At 41.3% G+C, this 17787-nt stretch carries 15 protein-coding genes and 2 pseudogenes; 10 read left to right on the top strand and 7 right to left on the bottom strand.

The annotated features are described in order from the left end of the window. Positions 1 to 32: 32 nt before the first annotated feature. Positions 33 to 263, bottom strand: coding sequence for a YjiS-like domain-containing protein (locus BLS03_RS26180; RefSeq protein WP_093272841.1), 231 nt, complete (start codon positions 261 to 263; stop codon positions 33 to 35). Then, a pseudogene (locus tag BLS03_RS09770) lies at positions 235 to 438 on the bottom strand (methionine synthase); the annotation flags it as partial. The pseudogene BLS03_RS09770 and the gene BLS03_RS26180, both read right to left, overlap by 29 nt. Before the next feature lie 862 nt (positions 439 to 1300). On the opposite strand from BLS03_RS09770, the gene BLS03_RS09765 reads away from it, so the two are divergent. The 3 genes and pseudogenes from BLS03_RS09765 to BLS03_RS25370 form a co-directional block, all read left to right on the top strand. Continuing rightward, a complete protein-coding gene (locus BLS03_RS09765) occupies positions 1301 to 1747 on the top strand; it encodes an NUDIX hydrolase (RefSeq protein WP_093272840.1) in 447 nt (148 codons plus the stop codon). Between the two features lie 191 nt (positions 1748 to 1938). Continuing rightward, a protein-coding gene (locus BLS03_RS09760) for an IS3 family transposase (RefSeq protein ID WP_093272837.1) occupies positions 1939 to 3098 on the top strand; the annotation gives its coding sequence in 2 pieces (ribosomal slippage) (positions 1939 to 2200 and positions 2200 to 3098; 1161 coding nt in all). 736 nt (positions 3099 to 3834) lie between these two features. Then, positions 3835 to 3990, top strand: a pseudogene (locus BLS03_RS25370) (IS3 family transposase); the annotation flags it as partial. A gap of 594 nt (positions 3991 to 4584) precedes the next feature. Here the strand turns inward: BLS03_RS25370 and BLS03_RS09745 are convergent. Then, on the bottom strand, positions 4585 to 4854 hold the full coding sequence (locus BLS03_RS09745; protein ID WP_093272829.1) for a hypothetical protein: 270 nt from the start codon (positions 4852 to 4854) through the stop codon (positions 4585 to 4587). Positions 4855 to 5770: 916 nt separating this feature from the next. Here BLS03_RS09745 and BLS03_RS25895 point away from each other — a divergent pair. The 5 genes from BLS03_RS25895 (at position 5771) to BLS03_RS09705 (ending at position 11415) form a co-directional block, all read left to right on the top strand. Next, the gene (locus tag BLS03_RS25895) at positions 5771 to 5935 is read left to right on the top strand and encodes a hypothetical protein (RefSeq protein WP_245696643.1); all 165 of its coding nucleotides are present in this window, start codon (positions 5771 to 5773) and stop codon (positions 5933 to 5935) included. A 1541-nt stretch (positions 5936 to 7476) separates the two neighbouring features. After that, on the top strand, positions 7477 to 8277 hold the full coding sequence (locus BLS03_RS09725; protein WP_093272824.1) for a hypothetical protein: 801 nt from the start codon (positions 7477 to 7479) through the stop codon (positions 8275 to 8277). A gap of 221 nt (positions 8278 to 8498) precedes the next feature. Then, entirely contained in the window at positions 8499 to 9122 is a 624-nt protein-coding gene (locus BLS03_RS09720; protein WP_093272823.1) for a hypothetical protein, read from the top strand. 291 nt (positions 9123 to 9413) lie between these two features. Beyond that, positions 9414 to 9881: a DUF6515 family protein gene (locus BLS03_RS09715; RefSeq protein ID WP_093272822.1), complete on the top strand. Its 468-nt coding sequence runs from the start codon at positions 9414 to 9416 to the stop codon at positions 9879 to 9881. 487 nt (positions 9882 to 10368) lie between these two features. Further along, complete coding sequence (locus BLS03_RS09705) at positions 10369 to 11415, top strand: glycoside hydrolase family 5 protein (protein ID WP_093272820.1); 1047 nt, start codon at positions 10369 to 10371, stop codon at positions 11413 to 11415. 65 nt (positions 11416 to 11480) lie between these two features. Here BLS03_RS09705 and BLS03_RS09700 read toward each other — a convergent pair whose 3' ends face one another. The 3 genes from BLS03_RS09700 to BLS03_RS09690 all read right to left on the bottom strand — a co-directional run bounded on the left by BLS03_RS09700 (position 11481) and on the right by BLS03_RS09690 (position 14844). After that, positions 11481 to 12329, bottom strand: a complete 849-nt coding sequence (locus tag BLS03_RS09700) for a helix-turn-helix transcriptional regulator (protein ID WP_093272819.1) — start codon at positions 12327 to 12329, stop codon at positions 11481 to 11483. A 209-nt stretch (positions 12330 to 12538) separates the two neighbouring features. After that, a complete protein-coding gene (yiaY, locus tag BLS03_RS09695) occupies positions 12539 to 13687 on the bottom strand; it encodes an L-threonine dehydrogenase (RefSeq protein ID WP_093272818.1) in 1149 nt (382 codons plus the stop codon). Positions 13688 to 13929: 242 nt separating this feature from the next. Next, entirely contained in the window at positions 13930 to 14844 is a 915-nt protein-coding gene (locus BLS03_RS09690; protein WP_093272817.1) for a LysR family transcriptional regulator, read from the bottom strand. Positions 14845 to 15176: 332 nt separating this feature from the next. On the opposite strand from BLS03_RS09690, the gene BLS03_RS09680 reads away from it, so the two are divergent. After that, positions 15177 to 15893, top strand: a complete 717-nt coding sequence (locus BLS03_RS09680) for a DUF554 domain-containing protein (protein ID WP_218122002.1) — start codon at positions 15177 to 15179, stop codon at positions 15891 to 15893. Between the two features lie 54 nt (positions 15894 to 15947). On the opposite strand, the gene BLS03_RS09675 is transcribed toward BLS03_RS09680, so the two are convergent. Further along, positions 15948 to 16760, bottom strand: coding sequence for a hypothetical protein (locus tag BLS03_RS09675; protein WP_218122001.1), 813 nt, complete (start codon positions 16758 to 16760; stop codon positions 15948 to 15950). Between the two features lie 287 nt (positions 16761 to 17047). Here BLS03_RS09675 and BLS03_RS09670 point away from each other — a divergent pair, with 287 nt between their 5' ends. After that, on the top strand, positions 17048 to 17767 hold the full coding sequence (locus BLS03_RS09670; RefSeq protein WP_093272814.1) for a carbonic anhydrase: 720 nt from the start codon (positions 17048 to 17050) through the stop codon (positions 17765 to 17767). The last annotated feature ends 20 nt before the right edge of the window (positions 17768 to 17787 follow it).

Genomic DNA, 17787 nt, shown 5'->3' with positions numbered 1-17787 from the left:
TCATTTAATTAATGTTGGGGCGACGGTAAAAATTAGTATTTCCAGAACGCTTTATTCGTTTCCTTCTTTGCAAGCTGCTTATCTATTCCTATGTCATCTAAAAGATAATCGAGTAAATCTTTTAGATGTCTTCTTGTTACTAAATTTCGGTGCCAGAGTTTAACGATGAGTAAGATATTCTTACCTATAGAATGCGGTGGTTGATCTTGAATACCAATGCGGTATTCGCTATGTTTTGTTAAGTGATTTATAATGTGCGTCATACAGCGTATCAACCATGGTCATAGGTCCTGGAAGTGCCCACTTAATTGGCTTGTCTGTCTGTGAACGCAGGAATTTTGCATCTTCAACAAACACAGCTTTTTGTCGTGATACTGGACCCACAACGCTTGGCACGCTAGCGTCATAACGGTCGCGGATTTTCACTGTCTGACCTTTTCTCTAATCAAGATTAGTTACATTGTGGAGCGACGTTTTATCAAATCATTGAACTGCCCAACGGCTCTTAAATCAGCGGCTAATACAGTCCAGTCTTGACGCTAGATAGGCTCAGACTACGAGTTTAGTTTGAAGGTACTTTTTAACCTGATAGAAACGTTTTAGTTCAGTAGCTCTAAACCGTTTCTGCCCCGATGCCTTTTGGCGAGTTACCCAATGGTTTCATTCCGGAAGCTCAGAATGAGCTATCCGGAATCTGGGTTTTTGGTTGGTTTGATGAATGGGTTTGTATGATGCGCCATGCGTTTTCGCTTTCTTTACCCTCTGCGACAGCGCACCAGTCACTCTTTGCTGGCAAAAAGAGTAACCAGGAATGCCTTTGTCCTTTGATGTTGTCCGGCACGGTTTTACGCGTTCCCGACGCGGAAAACCTAAAAATTCATCCCTGAATTTTTACCTAATATATTGGTAATAACTTTGATTCTATAAAGCGGCTATGCCCCATTTTAAGTTAGCGATATCGTTAATGAACGCCTTATTATTATGCTTTACCCTACGAAAACTAATGATTATCAAAAGGCAAGACCTAACCCTGACGGTTTACTTATCAGTTCATCGCTGTTGTTTCTTTTGGTACCAAATAAGGAAGTTAAGGCAGTTTTATAATGCACTTCATATAGAACTTATGATTGGATAGGCTCGAATGTTTGTGTAACGATAACTGTCTGATCTTCTAGATGGTATATTTAGCAAAATGCTGATAATTTCATTGTATACAGAAAGTTAACTGTGCGCGTTTTCACTGGCCCAACGAGGTAAGCGCGCATGCGCACTAATAAAATGTTAAGAGTACGAGTTAATAATGAGACAACCTTTTTCTATAAATGCATTTCTTTACAGTGTTGAGGAAGGGAATATTCGATTCCTTTTGCTGAAACGAGTTCAACGTTCAGAGTTTAGTTTGCCTGCTTTCTGGCAAGGTGTTACTGGCGGCATGGAAGAAGGCGAAACGCTTGAAGAAACAGCTGCTAGAGAAATATTTGAAGAAACTGGATATAAGCCAAAATTGATTTTGGCTGTAGGTTACGAGTACTCATTTCCTATTAAGGATGAATGGCGCGATTCTTACGGTTCAGGGCCGACCGAAATAATAGAAAAAGTATACTGTGCCGAAGTAGAAGGTGAACCACAGTTGTCAGCTGAACACAGCGAATATAAATGGGTTTCAGAATCTGAAGCTAAAGAGTTGATGCACTTTGACACCAATAAACTGGCACTTGAAGCAGTAAATAAGAGGCTTAGCTCTTAAAAAGCCAAGGTTGGTCATGCCCGCCAAAACCGCTCCGCGGCGGGCATCGGACTCACTAGAGTTCGCCGCAACTTAGGTGCGTTATCCCATGGAAATTTTAATCCGAAACGGACAAGTTAGAGTTTGTAGTGGTTTAATGATCCCGGACACCAAATTAGGTGGTAAAGTCTCCACCGTAAATGAGGTGTTCAATGACAAAACGACAACGACGTACATTTTCTGCTGAATTCAAAATTGATGCTGCAAGCTTGGTTCTTGACCAAGGATATTCAATACCAGAAGCAGCACGCTCCATGGATGTTGGTGAAACAGCTTTACGACGATGGGTCGACCAACTCAAGATTGAGCGTGGTGGTGCGACTCCGACGGCCAAAGCACTCACACCTGAACAACAGAAAATCCAAGAATTAGAAGCCAAAATTAGTCGGTTGGAAAGAGAGAAATCCATACTAACAAAGGCCACCGCTCTCTTAATGTCGGACGAACTCGAACGTTCTCGCTAATTGACCAGTTGAGGGAGTATGAATCGGTCAAGACACTTTGTGAGCTGTTCAATGTAGCTTCGTCCTGTTACTACGAATTTAAGCAAAGAAAGCCGGATGCCAATCGCATTCGGCTAGCTAGCCGAATTAAAGAACTCTTCAATATGAGTCGAGGTTCTGCAGGCAGTCGCGCTCTTGTATCTATGTTGCGTTCAGAAAACATCGAAATCGGGCGATTTAAGGTACGGAAACTAATGCAAGAAGCCGGTCTGATGAGCAAACAGCCAGGTTCGCATCGATATAAGCATGCCAAATCAGAGAGACTGGATATCCCGAACCTGCTGAAACGTGAATTCTCTGTGATTGCTCCGAATCGAGTGTGGTGCGGTGATATCACTTACATTTGGTCCGGTTCGAAGTGGAGTTATCTAGCTGTAGTGCTCGATCTATTTAGTCGACGCGTCGTGGGTTGGTCTCTATCGGATAAGCCTGATGCTGAATTAGCTTCTAAAGCCTTGGATATGGCTTGGGAGCAACGAGTGCGACCTAAGAACGTGATGTTTCATTCAGACCAAGGATGCCAGTACAGCAGTCGTAAATTTCGTCAAAGACTTTGGCGATATCGCATAACTCAAAGCATGAGTCGTCGAGGTAACTGTTGGGATAATGCGCCAATGGAGAGACTCTTTAGAAGTCTGAAAACTGAATGGGTACCCGCAACGGGTTATTTGACTCAAACTCAAGCGAAGAAAGATATCAGCTACTACTTGATGGACTACTATAATCGGCAACGGCCTCATCAAGCAAATGATGGGCTGTCGCCAGTCAATGCCGAAAATCGGCTTAAATCTGTGTCCGGAATTTGTTGACCACTACACACGCGATAACAAACTTTTTATTTCAATTTTTCACCTAACTTATATTGGTAGCTAAGTTAGTGTACATGAATGATTTGTAGATACTGGGGTTGGAGATGAATAAGATTGAATGGTCTGTTGTGGGAATATCTTCCACGCTTATATCAGTTTTTGTCGGTGTTCTCGCATGCCAAGCTGCATTCAGTTTATGCGATCCTGAGTATACCGAAGTGATAGGGCAGGATTGTCATTATACGTCTTCCATCATTTCGCTATTCTTAATGACGTTTATTTGGGTTTATGTCGTTACATTCATAATGTTCGGTTGTTTTGTATTTCCATTTAGTTTAGTGAGAAGATTTCTTTTTAAGAAAAAGAAAGGTGATGAACAATAACTCTTCTAAAAAATTGATATTACGTTAGCTGTTTTTTCGTTTGGCGGTAACGGGAAGTGTTTTAGTTCACCGTTATACAGTAAAATGAAAGCTTTTGATTCAAAATAGTTACCTACTACATAGTGCTGTGGGGGAATCGTATAGCAGTGCTTTGTAGCCATCGGAACTGAGTAAATATTTCTAATGTTTATTCTCTTAATCCGATATAGTGCACATCTAATTCCGATGTTCGTTAGATGTGCGACGTTCTCAGCTTCCAGGAATCCCCGAACTGTATCTGTTTGATATCTTGTTTCCGACTATGCACATCTATGTCGTGGCGTTATCAAATCAAGTAAAGCTTATCAGGGTGAGGTAATCGTTGGGACAACAGTCCGATGAAGCGGTTCTTTAGAAGTCTAAAGACGAATGGATACCCGTGTCGGGTTCTCGGAGTTTTAGCGAAGTAAGAGAGCACATAACACGAGATATCATGCCAATTCAGACTCCATCAGTATAACGGCGGCTGACACTCAATACAGTCGTTCAGACTCATTTAGTTAGTCATGGAATTTAGAGTTATATAGAAGAGAGTTTGAGCCCAGCCTGGAAAGATAAATAGTTCAGGAATGACCCCAATGACACTAAACACAATTACCCACGTCCACATTTTTTTGTAGAAGGCATAAGCTAACCCCCAAATGATAACTATGGGAGCTAACACAAAATAAAGTAAGAAAAATCCGACTAGTCCAGAGTCTGACACTTCTAATTGACTAGGGAAAAAGTACCACCATAAGATATAAAAAATCCCAACTAGCGGAATTACAATATTTAACGTTCTAGACATCACTAAAAACAAAAAGAAGCTCAGGAATTAAGCCGAAAAGGATAAAAACAGCTAACCAAGTTCAAAGTTTCTTTATCAGGGAATATGCCCCTCCCCATGCAATAGATACTGGAGCTACTAGGAAGTACAAGATTACGTACATTCCCATAGCTGTCTGCTCGTCCCTTAAGCTTGGGAAAAGGAACCATATCCAAGCCGAAAGCAATCCTAGTGCTGGAACAATCATATTCAAACTGATTGGCAAAGCGAGATCCTCAATATCATCGGGAAGGCTTTAGAATAGCCACTCGGGTTTTAAGAAAAATACTAATTCTGGAATAATGCCAATAGCGGTAAAGATGCTTATCCAACCCCAAAGTTTTCTAATTAAAGAAAAGCAGAATCCCCAAATGGTCCCTAATGGAGCGATGACATAAGCCTCTACAAAAAAGGTACCTAACCCTGAGTCCTCTCCCGAAGATATTGGAAAGAAAAACCAGTGCCAGCCTAGGGAAATTAAGACCAATGGGATATATGTATTAAATTTATGGTCTTTTATGCTCATTTAGTAGCCATGAGTTTTAGAGTTAATAGAGAAATGTATAAGGCCAGTCTGGAAAGATAAATAGTTCAAAAATGCCCCCTAAATCACCAAACACAGCTACCCATCTCCTCAAACTACTCTATTTGCTCTAAGGTGGTAGCTTACTCAGTGAGCTATTGGCTCAAAAATAGCTATAAATAGCCACTCTGGTCCGAAACGGAAGCTTATCCAAGGTACAACGCCAATGAAAGCAAATATAGAAACCCACAGCCAGTCTTTTTTATATATTGAGTAACATATCCCCCAAATTGTAGAATAAGGAGTGACTATATACATAAGAAAGAAACCGCCAAAAAGGCCTAAATCTTTAAATATTGGGATAATCCACCAAGCCTAAAAGATTAGTATTCCTATAAGTGGGGCTATAGTGTTGAATCTATGAGCGTTCACTTATTGTAGCTTGTGTCGTTTTCCCAAAACATTGAACGCTTAGGTGGGAAAGGGTAGTAAAATCATCACTTTGGTTAGTCATTTTAACTCCTTGTTTTATATGGGAAAATAAATTATTTTCATAATAGCAAAGCTGGTGGTTATTTCATCAGTAAAATTTATAAATGTGATTGTCTTTCAAGAATCGTCAAGAGCTTAAACACTGTCTAGAACAATACTTATCCAACATAACTACCGAACTTTTATGATAAGAAAAATATTTAGCATTCTGCTTGCACTGCTTATGATTGCGTCAAGTTTATATTTGGGGAATTTATTACTTTCTGAATATTTGGCGTTTGAACCCGTTATTGTATTTTCGTGGTTTTCACCTGCGACATTCATAGCACCGATCCCGATATCATTCGCATTAATATACCATACAGGCAGTCTTTTTTATACGGAGGAAGTCGCTACGCGTTTTTGTGCCAAGATAATTCGATATTTTATGTATGCTACTATCATTGCTTGTATGGTGTCGGTGATGTTGGTGTATTTTTATACTCAACTACTTGAAGACAAAGGCTATAAGCCTTGTCCTGGAGTTCCTTCTGGTTATATGCCGATGATGGGTACCAAATACGTCACATCACTCAGTCTTTGTAAAACTTAAGCATAGGGCACTAGATATTATAATCATCATGGTGCTCTGCTAAAGGATCGTAGCTGGATGATTTTGTAGAAGAAAATAGCCGCGCGAAGGGCGGCTGGAAGCAAAGATGTCAATTTACAATTTATTGCATAACTAAATGCTAGGGATAATACTCGCGAGGCAGCAAAATTTTCACTTCGATTTGTCGCGTAAGAAGAGTTATGTATTGGTTTCAATTTCGGGCAAAAGGAGGTAGTTTGTTTCATCCAGCAATTATAATTTTAATAATCATTTTAACGTCCTGTATTCTTTTTATAGCGATGTATATTGGATATGTGGATTACTTTGAGTCCTCTACCAATGTTCTAACACAAGCTTCATGGTTATGTGCAATTATTACTGTGCTGTCTCTATTTTGGAACGCTAGGAAGCAACCAAAGCGATTGAAACGTTTTTTTATCTTGCTTACTTCCACAATACTCTTCTTCGCAATGTTTAGGATCGGCCCGGTTGGTAACATCGCAGTTATATATCACATGATTTTTGGTAAGAAGGTGACATTAATAACAGAGGTTACTCCTAGTAATGACTATTATTTTATGCGTAGAGGTTGCCAGGGGGAATTGGATGCATTCAAAAATTCAATCTTACAATATGAAACCTTATGTGGAATAAGTTATGAGGATTGGAAAACTCTTAAACCAAATACCCCAATGTTGTTAGTTGGTACTAAATCATATTTCGGCATCAACTTTGAAAGGTACGCAATGGTTAATGAACATATGCCGATACTAGAATTAAGTCGCTATGTCCATTTTTCAGGTTTTGTTTATACGAAGGATTATTTACAGATTCGTACGAAGAGGCTCATCTATAGAAACTTTGATTAGTGGGGGGGAATATATAGTAAACTGTACTAGTAGCGTAAATGGGTGCTTATAGATACTGAGGTTAGATATGAGTAAGTGGGAATGGTTAATTATATGTGTTAGCACTTTTCTGATATCAAGTGTGATTGGATACGGGGTGTGCCAAAACGCTCTTCTACTATGCGACCCCCAGTACACTGAGGTTATAGGAGAGGATTGCCATTTTACCTCTTCGATTATCACATTGTTCATTATGTTCATAGCCCTAACATCTCCTTTTTTCTTTGTTCTGTTAGGTGTTTCTGTATTTGTGGTCAGCTTGATACGAAGGGCAATTTTTTTTAAAAAAAGAAAGATGATGAAAAATAACGCGTCTAAAAAACTTATATCACGTTAGCCGTTTTTATATTGGTGGTAACGGGAAGTGTTTTAGTTTCCCATCATACAGAAGAATTAAAGCTTTTGCCTACTACATCGTGTTGTGTGAATAGCCACCGAGTCAGTAACTATTCCGTGCGGTGAATATTGATTCTACGGCTTATCCTTTCAGATTGTTGTGTCCGTTGCTTTTGATGAACATAAATTAAATGTGAGATCCGTTGCGTAAAAAATGCACTGAAATATAAGTGATTTTTCGAAATATGTTCAAATTAAACGAAATCTCAGTGTTGTCTTTTATGGAATCTATACAGTATGAAGCACAAAAAAACATTTAGTTTATTTTTTACAATATTTCAGACGTTAATATATATCCCTTTTTTCGAGTATCTGAACACAGGGATTAGCGTTAACTTGTTGGTTATAAGTTATTTTCTTATTTTTTCCGCTGCTATGAGTCAAGTGTTTGTATGGATCTTTTCGCGTTTTGGTGGTTTCAGTAGTTGGAAAGTATATTCAAGTATAATACACAGTAAAAAGCTATCTTCTTATATGTTGTTTCTGTTTTTAGCTCCGACCTTAATCAAGGTTCTAAATATCACTGATATGGAGCAATATATTACTCCTTCCATCTATGTATATTGGCTTTGTGGGTTGCTACTTCTTGTCTTCTTCACTCTATTTTATTCCTTGTCCCCTAAGTTATACCGATACGGCAGTTTTGATTCATTCGCCAAGAATGGTGGGAATCAGTTGATGCTAAGGGATGATGTTGAGTTGGCTATTTCTACATGCGAGCAAAGAAAAAATAACTTATTTATTGAGGAAGGTAAGTACTTCGAGGAAGATTTTGCGATATTAAAAAGTATCAGAGGTGGTAAAGATGTTCCGACAAACAAATTATATAGTGTTTTGAGCGAACGGCTAACGTTTTCTAAAGAAGTCTACCGAGAACTGACAGGTTTTTTCTTACTTTTTCCGTTGATGATGATGACGTTGATGTTTGTTTGTAATGTGTATTTTGTTGCGTCATCTGGAATCGAATGCACCTCATGGAATAGCTTCCTCCAAGGGGTAACCGAATTTAAAATTGCCGCACAATCATGTAAGCAATAACGTACTTTAAGTGGATACTTTCCCCTTACTGTAGACGTGTCATAGTGAGGGGAAGTGTCCGCCCAAGTTCTTAACATGACTTTATAAGAACCCATTTTTTAAAGAGAACGAAACTGTTATTTGATCTTTTATGCAAAATTTTAGCAAACTAGCTATGTTATTTATAAATAAACAGCATGGCGGGTCGCAGTTACTTTATGGTTTATTACATAAGGTATACTATGAAAAAGATAGCTTTGGCTTTATTGCTGGTTGCCCCAAGCGTTTGGGCAGAAACGGAATCCACAGAAAGTTTCCGAAATATGTCAGTCACTTATCAATCTCTCTCTTCTACAAACACCTTTACGATTGAAAGTGATTCCGGCAGTGCAGATGTGGATGATGACAGTACGGCTTATGCATTGCGCTTGTCTTGGTACAGTAAAGATGACACCTTCTGTGAAACATGTGAGCGGGTGTATTTTATTGAGTACATGAGTGAAGAGTTTGAGTTGGGAGTTTATGACACAGACAATAATAATCTCGGTACTTTTTCGGTGGGTTTCCAAGAGGAATTTCCAATTCCGCCTGAAATGGTGGCTGGCCTAACCGGTATTACGCCTTATTTTCAGCTAGCGTTGGGCATCGGTTCTATGGATATTTCGGGTTATAGCGAAAGCAGTTCCTCGACACTGAGCGTTAAGGGGGGAGTCGGTCTAGCCTATTATATTGTTCCTGCATTAAGGTTGAATTTGGGCATTGATTACCAAGCGAGAAGTTGGACCTCTGTGACTGTGAGCAGTGTTGAATACAGTATTGACGATCGCTCTGTAGTCGGTTCGTTTGGAGTGTCATATCGCTTTTAACATATGCTATGTGATTGCTTGAATAAAAACGCTTCTTACGAAGCGTTTTTTTATATCTGGATAGAATGAAAATAGACATGCTTTATTCTAGCGAGGTTGAAATATTATTTATTATATTAAACAGATATTGTCTTGAAATTCAGATATATACTATGTCAAGTTGTATCTATGGGAAATAAGAGCAGTCATCGGTAACGAAACCTGGTCATTTACTAATATTTACTTAGCGTTTACACCACTTGAAGTTGAGTCAGTTACACTTACTGACAACGCTTAAGAGTAGGAGAGTGTATGTTGAAAACTCCAATTATTCGCTATGGTGTGTTAGCTGCACTATTAGTAACCAGTCTGCCATCAATGGCAAGACCGCCACAACCTATGCCGCAGCCACAACCGGCGCACCAAAAGCCAGGACACCCTCATCAAAACCCCGCCCCGCGAGCGTATCATCGTAGTAGTATGCCGAGTGCGGCAAGCTTTCTGATTGTTTCAGGAATCACTTATGCAATTATCAACGGTTTGTACTATCAACAGCATGGCGATCAATACGTGTATGTAGAAAATCCTCCAGCGAAGACAACGACTACCACGACGGTAACAACAACAAGCGCAAGTTCAGTGGGTAGAGTTGTCAATGTTCTGCCAAACGGCGCAAAAAGTGTGTCTGTGAATGGGGCGAATTACTATGTTCAAGGCGGGGTGTGGTATGCACCTATCGCAAGTTCAAATCAATTTGTGATTGTTGAGCCCCAGTTATAAAACGCTACCTAGATAAGATAAATCAAGCCGCTTCGATAAGCGGCTTTTTGATGAGTTCAGTGTGTTATGGACAGATATATATCCTAACCAAGAAAGTGATAAAAATGTAAGTGTTATATAATTTCTGGTAATATTTGGTTATTTTGTATTTATGATAATTAAATTTAAAGAATGACCTGTCGGTAATATCCTACTTACTGTTTAATATAAACCTTTCTTCATTCTTTTGGGTGATTTGAACTTGAAGATCTTAATTGCATAATTAATTTTTAAGTTCCACCTAAATAAGTAGCTATTGATTTTTTGTATAGACTTTAGTAATTGTTTTTTTCTTGATTCATAAATGTCTTTGATAAGTTGATAGCGAATATTTTTAAGTTTTTGATAAATAAAGAGCAAGTTTGAACTTCAATGAAGATTAAACCGTTGTTCCCTACAAGGGCTTTTACATCTAGGGTGGATTCACAAAGCGAAAAAGGTAATAACTGTGAAACTAAAAGCCAATCAGCTGATTTCCATGCTATTTGCATGTTTGATGCTAATCTTGGGTGCCGGTCATTCGTACGCTCAAGACACCGATGAAGATGATAGCAGCGTTTATAAAGACGCATTTTACTGGAACAACCTCTTAGGAAGAGGGGTCAATCTGGATAACGCTCTTGTTGTTAAAGACGGTGAAATTAGAGCATTAGCGGAAAATCAACTTGAGTTGATCGCGTCTGCTGGATTCCAATCGGTTCGTTTGCCTGCGCGTTGGAGTAACTATACGTCTAATGAAGAGCCTTACACGATTCAAGAAAGCTATTTCAAACGTGTTGACCAACTCATTGAAGAAGCGCTTGCACATAAACTGATTCCAATTATTGATATTCATCAGTATTCAGAATTAATGAAGTCGCCAACCACAGAAGAAGCACGCTTCCTTGCGATGTGGAAACAGATTTCAGAGCGATATGCGGATTATTCGTCAAAATTGTATTTTGAACTTCTTAATGAACCAAGCAATAGCATGGTGGGAGCGCAGTGGAATAAAACACTGACTAAAGCGATTAAGATCATTCGTAAAACCAACCCGAAACGTGCGCTGTTAGTTGGCCCTGGTGGCTATAACGCGATTTCGCACTTAGATGCGCTTGAGTTACCGCGTACTGACCGCAACATTATCGTGACATTGCATTACTACAGCCCGTTCTATTTTACTCACCAAGGTGCGTATTGGGTGGGAGAGCAAGCCGAAGAATGGTTAGGTTCTTCATGGATGGGTACTGAGAAGCAACAAGCTCAGATCTCCGGTGATTTTGATAAAGCACAAGCTTGGTCGCTTCGTTATAATCGACCAATACATATCGGTGAATTTGGTTCTTATGAAAAGGCTAATATGAAGTCTCGAGTACGTTGGACAGCATATGTCCGCCAAGAAGCCGAAAAACGCAATTTCTCATGGGCTTATTGGGAGTTCTGTTACGGCTATGGTATCTACGACCGTGCCAACAAAGAATGGCATAGTGAACTGGTTGGGGCATTGATGCTATAATTTGACCGCTTAAATAAAAAAACCGCCTTTAGGGCGGTTTTTTTATTGGTATTGATGTATCGATGCTAGTTTTGCATCAACTTGAATTGCTTAGGTGTAATACCAAATTCTTTTTTAAATAAGCGAATAAAATGCGAGATATTTTCGTAGCCGAGTTCTAGTGCGGTATCGGTTACCGATAATTCATTTAAATACAATTTCGATTGTTGTAAGCGCAGCTTAGTGAGGTATTCTTTTGGCGTCTGATTGGTCACCATCTTAAATTTTTGACTGAAATTCGACAGCGACATACTGGTTTCTTCGGCCAGTTCAGAAACGGAAATCGCGCGCCCTTGGCTGGCCTTCATGATTCGAATCGCTTGGTTGATTGGGTGATTTCGATGGTGTGACAAAATCTCATGGCAGCCCTGACGTTTCAGTAGCTCATAAACCATCTCTTGGCACGTTAAATCAAGTAAAAAATCGACGTTCTGATCGCCACTGTGCAAAATATCTTGGACACGAGCGTGCAATGAATGAATACGGTCTTGCAGCCGTTCGACCCGAAAATGGCGATAGTCTAAATCGCTCGGAGCATCGAACTCCAAGTTATCACAAACCCTTGCACTGACTTCTTCCACAATGCTGTCGCTAAACTCATAGACCAAGGCCTGCGTGTACTCAGACATTGACATAAAAACCGTGGAGTGCGGCGGCAGCAATACACACTGTTCTTTGCGGTACAAGAACTGTTCCGAGTGGTTGATGTGAACCTGCTTGGTACCTTGCAAAATTGTACACAGCCGCGGGGTTTCATAAGAGTGATATTCACCTTGAAAATGCTTAGGAAGATCGTAATACAGCATGTTGACTTTGTTGGTCGACAAGGCGTATTGGGTTTCATCAACACGGCAAAAGCTGCTTAATTTTTTCATGCAAAAGGTAAATTGTGTTCAAAATCTTGTTCAATAGTAATCGATAATGGTCAAAACGATCCATTATTGAACCTAATTTTAGTGGGATTTTTATGTGGCACAGCATCAAGAGGTGAAAATAAAAAGGCCCAAAGCCTTGAGACTAGGCGATGGGCGAAGGAGATACACTATTTTTTGCAGAGAGTTTTTATCGTCACAACCTGTGTGATTTACATCGCCGCTTTTAAAATCGCGACGATTTCTTCGTGAGTTGCTTGTTTTGGATTGGTAAACCCACAAGCATCTCGCAATGCGTTTTCTGCTAACACATCGAAGTCTTCTTCTTTAACACCCAGTTCGGCTAAACCAGACGGAATGGCAACATCGGCTGATAGTTGGCAAATCGCGTCGATGGCGGCAGCGGTTGCGTCGCGGTTTGTCATCGCTGTGGTATCCACACCCAAAGAGCGTGCTACGTCAGCAAGGCGTGCCTCTGCAACTTCACTGTTGTAGCGTTGAACATGAGGAAGCAGTACTGCGTTACATACGCCGTGAGGCAAATCGTAGAAACCGCCCAGTTGGTGCGCAATAGCGTGAACATAACCCAGTGACGCGTTATTAAATGCCATGCCCGCCATAAATTGCGCGTAAGCCATATTGTCACGTGCTGTGATGTCATCGCCTTGTTTGACCGCAGTACGCAGGTTGGCTTGGATCATCTCAATCGCTTTTAGCGCAACGGCATCGGTAATTGGTGTCGCGGCAATAGAAACATATGCTTCAATTGCATGAGTGAGCGCATCCATACCTGTAGCTGCTGTTAATGAAGCCGGTTTTGCCAGCATCAGTTCAGGGTCGTTCACTGACATCATTGGTGTCACGTGTTTATCAACGATGGCCATTTTAATGTGACGTTTTTCATCAGTGATGATGCAAAAACGGGTCATTTCAGATGCGGTACCTGCTGTGGTGTTTACTGAAATCAGCGGTAATTGTGGTTTTGCTGATTGGTCGACACCTTCGTAGTCTTTGATTTCACCGCCGTTAGTTGCCAGGATTGCGATGCCTTTTGCACAATCGTGTGGTGAGCCGCCACCCAGAGAAATCACACAGTCACATTCACTTTGTTTAAGTTTGGCAAGACCTGCATTCACGTTGTCGACCGTTGGGTTAGGTTTGGTTTCATCAAATACCACAGACGCAACGCCAGATTGTTCAAGTAGCTTCGCCACTTTTTCAACCACACCAATTTGGTTTAGGAATTTGTCGGTTACGATCAATGCGCGTTTGAAACCGTGTGATGCAATTACGGTTGCAGCGTCTGATAAACAACCTGGGCCCATAAGGTTTGAAGAAGGGATATAAAACATATTAGACATATTTTTTCTCCTTTGGCTCAGCCAATGCAGATTCTTAGAAATCTTTCGCAGCCCTTGTCTGTAAAGGGCTTAACGAATCAATGACTGTAGGCTATCAGGGAAAAAATTTTAGAACTAACGCGTTTTTAAACAAAATAGCTCAAATTTCCAAATCACCGATTTTGAATTAGATCTAAATCAATAAAGTGTTAATCAGTGGTGAGAGCGGTGTTTCAAATACACTGAACTTGGCTGCGCGAATATCACATTTGGCGCGAAAATTGGCCGTTATTAAAGTCGTTAATTAAAAAGTCAATCAGTTGATGTACTGCGTGAGTGAGATACTTTTTAGCCGGGTAAAGCAAATAAACGCCTTGCTGCTCTAAGCTGTAATCGCTGATTAAGTGCCGCAACTGTCCGTTCTTGATATGAGGTTTCACCACAAAGTCGGGCAAACAGGACACACCTTCACCATCGAGCGTCGCTTGCAGCAGCATCATTGAGTCGTTAGAGGTGAAATTGCCCGCCGTAGAAACTTCAATACGTTCGTCGGTCTCTTTACTTGTTTGTGGCAATAAGCGCCAAATGTTACCGAGTCCAGTATGAGTGAGGCAGTTGTGAGTCATCAAATCAACCGGAGCTTGTGGCTCTGGGTGTTTTGAGAGGTAAATGGGGGAGGCGGAGATGAGCGACGAACAGCGACCGATCAGCCGCGCGACCAAGTTGTTATCAAACGCGTTGCCAATTTGGATGGTGGCGTCAAAACGCTCTTTAACCGGGTCAATTTGTCGATCGGTGAGAATCAATTCTATCGCCACTTTGGGATGGAATTTTAAAAAACGCCTCACCGCGGTGGCGACATACGAATGGCCAAAAGACACACTGCACGCTAGGCGTACAGTGCCGTGAGGTTCGGTATTTTCTAGGCTGGTTAAATAAGTGATGTCGTCGTTAACCGCCAGAATCTGTTTGCAGTAGGGCAAAATACTTTCGCCAGAGTTAGTCATTGAAAGGCTGCGCGACGAGCGGTGCAGCAGTTTGACGCCAAACGAATGTTCCAGCGCGGAAATATGGCGAGTCGCCATTGATTTTGAAATGCCAAGTTTGTTTGCAGCGGCGGTTAAACTGCCTAAATTGACCACTTCGACAAAGACTTTCATCCCAACAATCCGATCCATGGTTTCCTCTATTGTTTCAATTTGTGCAACTGAAAGGTGCGAAAAGCGCGGTTTATTTGTTTAATTTTTGCAATCATAATGTGAGTTATAGCACATTGTTCAATGCATTGGCGATGGAAATAGTTGCCGAGCTAGAGCGTATCGTGAAGCCATCTGTGAATGGTTATTCAAATGCCTCTCCTCGATCGCATTCTTGATCGTTTAAACTCATCAATGTCTAATTTAATCGCCTCGATCTTGGTCTATCCCGCTATCAGTTCGAGCGTCTTTTAGTGGGGGGGAATTTATCCCCACTGAGCTTTTTTATTTGTGATTTGTAAGGAGTAAAATCTATGCTGGTTGGCCCGATTATCAACAGCGGTGCGATCATTTTCGGTGGCATCATAGGTGCAACGTTTGCACGTTATATCCCCAAACGTTTGGTTGATGGCTTACCTGCGACGTTTGCTCTGGCGTCCATGTCGATTGGTATTGGTATGATCGTTAAAGTCAGTAATGTTCCGGTGATGGTGATGGCACTGATCCTTGGCACCGCGCTGGGTGAGTTGATTTTTCTTGAAGCTGGTGTAAAGAAAGGCGCTAATTTCATTCAGCGCAAATGCCAGCGATTTTTGCCGCTACCGCGCGGTTTGAGCCAGCAAGAATTTTCTCTTCAATTTACTTCGATGATCGTATTGTTCGGAGCCAGCGGCTTAGGCGTGATTGGTTCGATGACCGAAGGTTTAAATGGCAATTACCAATTGCTATTGGTTAAGTCGATGATGGACTTTGTGACCGCAATCATTTTCGCTATCAGTTTAGGTCCAAGTATCGTTTTAATCGCCGTTGTTCAGTTTACCGTGCAAGCCATTTTGTTTACGCTGGCGCAAACCATCATGCCGTATATGGATGCTGAAACCTACGCGAACTTCACGGCTATCGGTGGCATTATCATGGTTGCGGTGGGCCTGCGTATCTCAAATATCATGCATTTCGCGGTGGTGAACTTTCTGCCTGCGCTGTTCTTGGTGGTGCCATTCACTTATCTATGGCGCTACTTTATGGGCTAAGTGATGAATGAAAAAAGGTCAGCGCGAGCTGACCTTTTTCTTGCCGATATTTGACTAGATCTGGTAGTTAAACTCGATGCGGTGATCGCCATCGATGAAATCGACATTATTGTTCCAGTTAGCAAAGTAACGGATATTGAAGCGCGGCGTGAACTGATAGCTGGCGGCAAACTCATGAGTGAGCACGTGGCTATTGCCTGCACCGTAGTAGTTATCTTTATAGTTATCTGAACCAGAGATAGTGGTAAGCCAGAATGGGTTGTAGTTCAGCCAAAGTTTATCGGTCACTTGATATTTCGCATACATACCAAGTAAGCCGTAAGTACCCATGATGGAATAACCGCTGTCGATGGTGCCGTCATCTTCAATCGCGTTGTTACCGATTGAGACACCCACACCCGCCAGAGGATAAAGGCTAAATGCGCCCATTGGTTTTAGCGCTTTGATCAAGCTGTAAGACAGATCGGCACTTTCTTCTGCCACTAAGTTTTTCTGTAAGTTGTAGTTGAAATCGACTTGTGCGCCGACCAACTTGGTCAAATCGACACTGAAGTTACGATAGCGAAAGTAATCGATGGAGTTATCAGTGGTGTTTTTGCCTCGCCAACCAAACGCATCGCCCATGCCACCTTTGACTTCCAACACATTCATTCCCGCGGTAGTTACATCGCCAGTGTCGTAAGCTTGGCCGAGTTTCAGATTCAAGCCTTTATCGGTAAATCCTGCGCCGACTTGGGTAAATACCGCGAGTGGGTCGGACATATCCACCACATCTTCATCCGCCGTCTTTGCTTGTGCAAAATAAGATGTTCCCAGAGCTGCAGCCAACAAGCTGGCTTTTCCCACGCTGCGCAAATAGTTATTCATATAAAACACTCTTTCATGTTGTTATGTCTGATTTAATCGTCGATGGGTTTTACGTGAATTTCGAGTTCAAAAGCTGAGAAACGCGGGGATTCACTAAATGTGAGACAAGCACTCGGTTTGAGCGAAAGCGTCGGCTGGCCGAAAAGTCAATGTGCTGTCTTATAACTGATAATGGCGTGAACGATAATTCGAAAACATAGATTTCACCTTGCTTATTGTATGGATAAATTGAGTAATATTCGCCGCAAATATGTCATCTGGTGACCCCAAAATAAGGAATAACAACAATGAAAAAAATTCTACTGGCTTTATCGATTTCTGCTGTTATGGCTGGCGCTGCTCAAGCAAATGAGTGGAATTATTCGGCTGAACACGGACCTGCTCACTGGGGTGAATTTTCACAAACTTGCGCAGCAGGGAAAAACCAAAGCCCTATTAACATCAGCGGTGAAGTGAAAGCGGACTTGCAAGAGCTCAACGTGAACTACGCAGGTAAAGTGACTGCGCTGGTGAATAACGGCCATACTTTGCAAGCCGTGGTTGAAGGTGACAATACGGTCACGATTGATGGTGATACTTTTACTCTGCAGCAGTTCCACTTCCATACGCCATCTGAAAACTTGATTGAAGATAAGCAATTTCCACTGGAAGCGCACTTCGTTAACGCCGATGCCGATGGTAACTTAACTGTGGTTGCAGTGATGTTTGATAATGGTGTTGAAAACGAATTTTTGACCTCACTAACGCAAACAATGCCAAAAGTGGGCGAAACAGTGACGCTACCTAAGCCTCTAGAAATCAAAGATTTCCTACCACAAACTGATGAGTATTACCGCTTTAATGGCTCATTAACCACTCCGCCATGTAGCGAAGGTGTACGTTGGTTTGTGCTTAAAGATGTCAGCAAATTGGCAGCGTCTCAAGCGGAAGCGATGATGAAAGTGATGGGCCACAATAACCGCCCAGTGCAAAATCTTAATGCGCGCAGCGTGATGACCAATAACTAAGATCGCCTTTTAGCGATTGA

The sequence above is a fragment of the Vibrio xiamenensis genome (assembly GCF_900100015.1).
In the GTDB taxonomy this organism is placed as follows: Bacteria; Pseudomonadota; Gammaproteobacteria; order Enterobacterales; family Vibrionaceae; genus Vibrio; species Vibrio xiamenensis.
The sequence above is the reverse complement of the archived record's forward strand: the minus strand, read 5'-3'. Positions and strand labels throughout refer to the sequence as shown.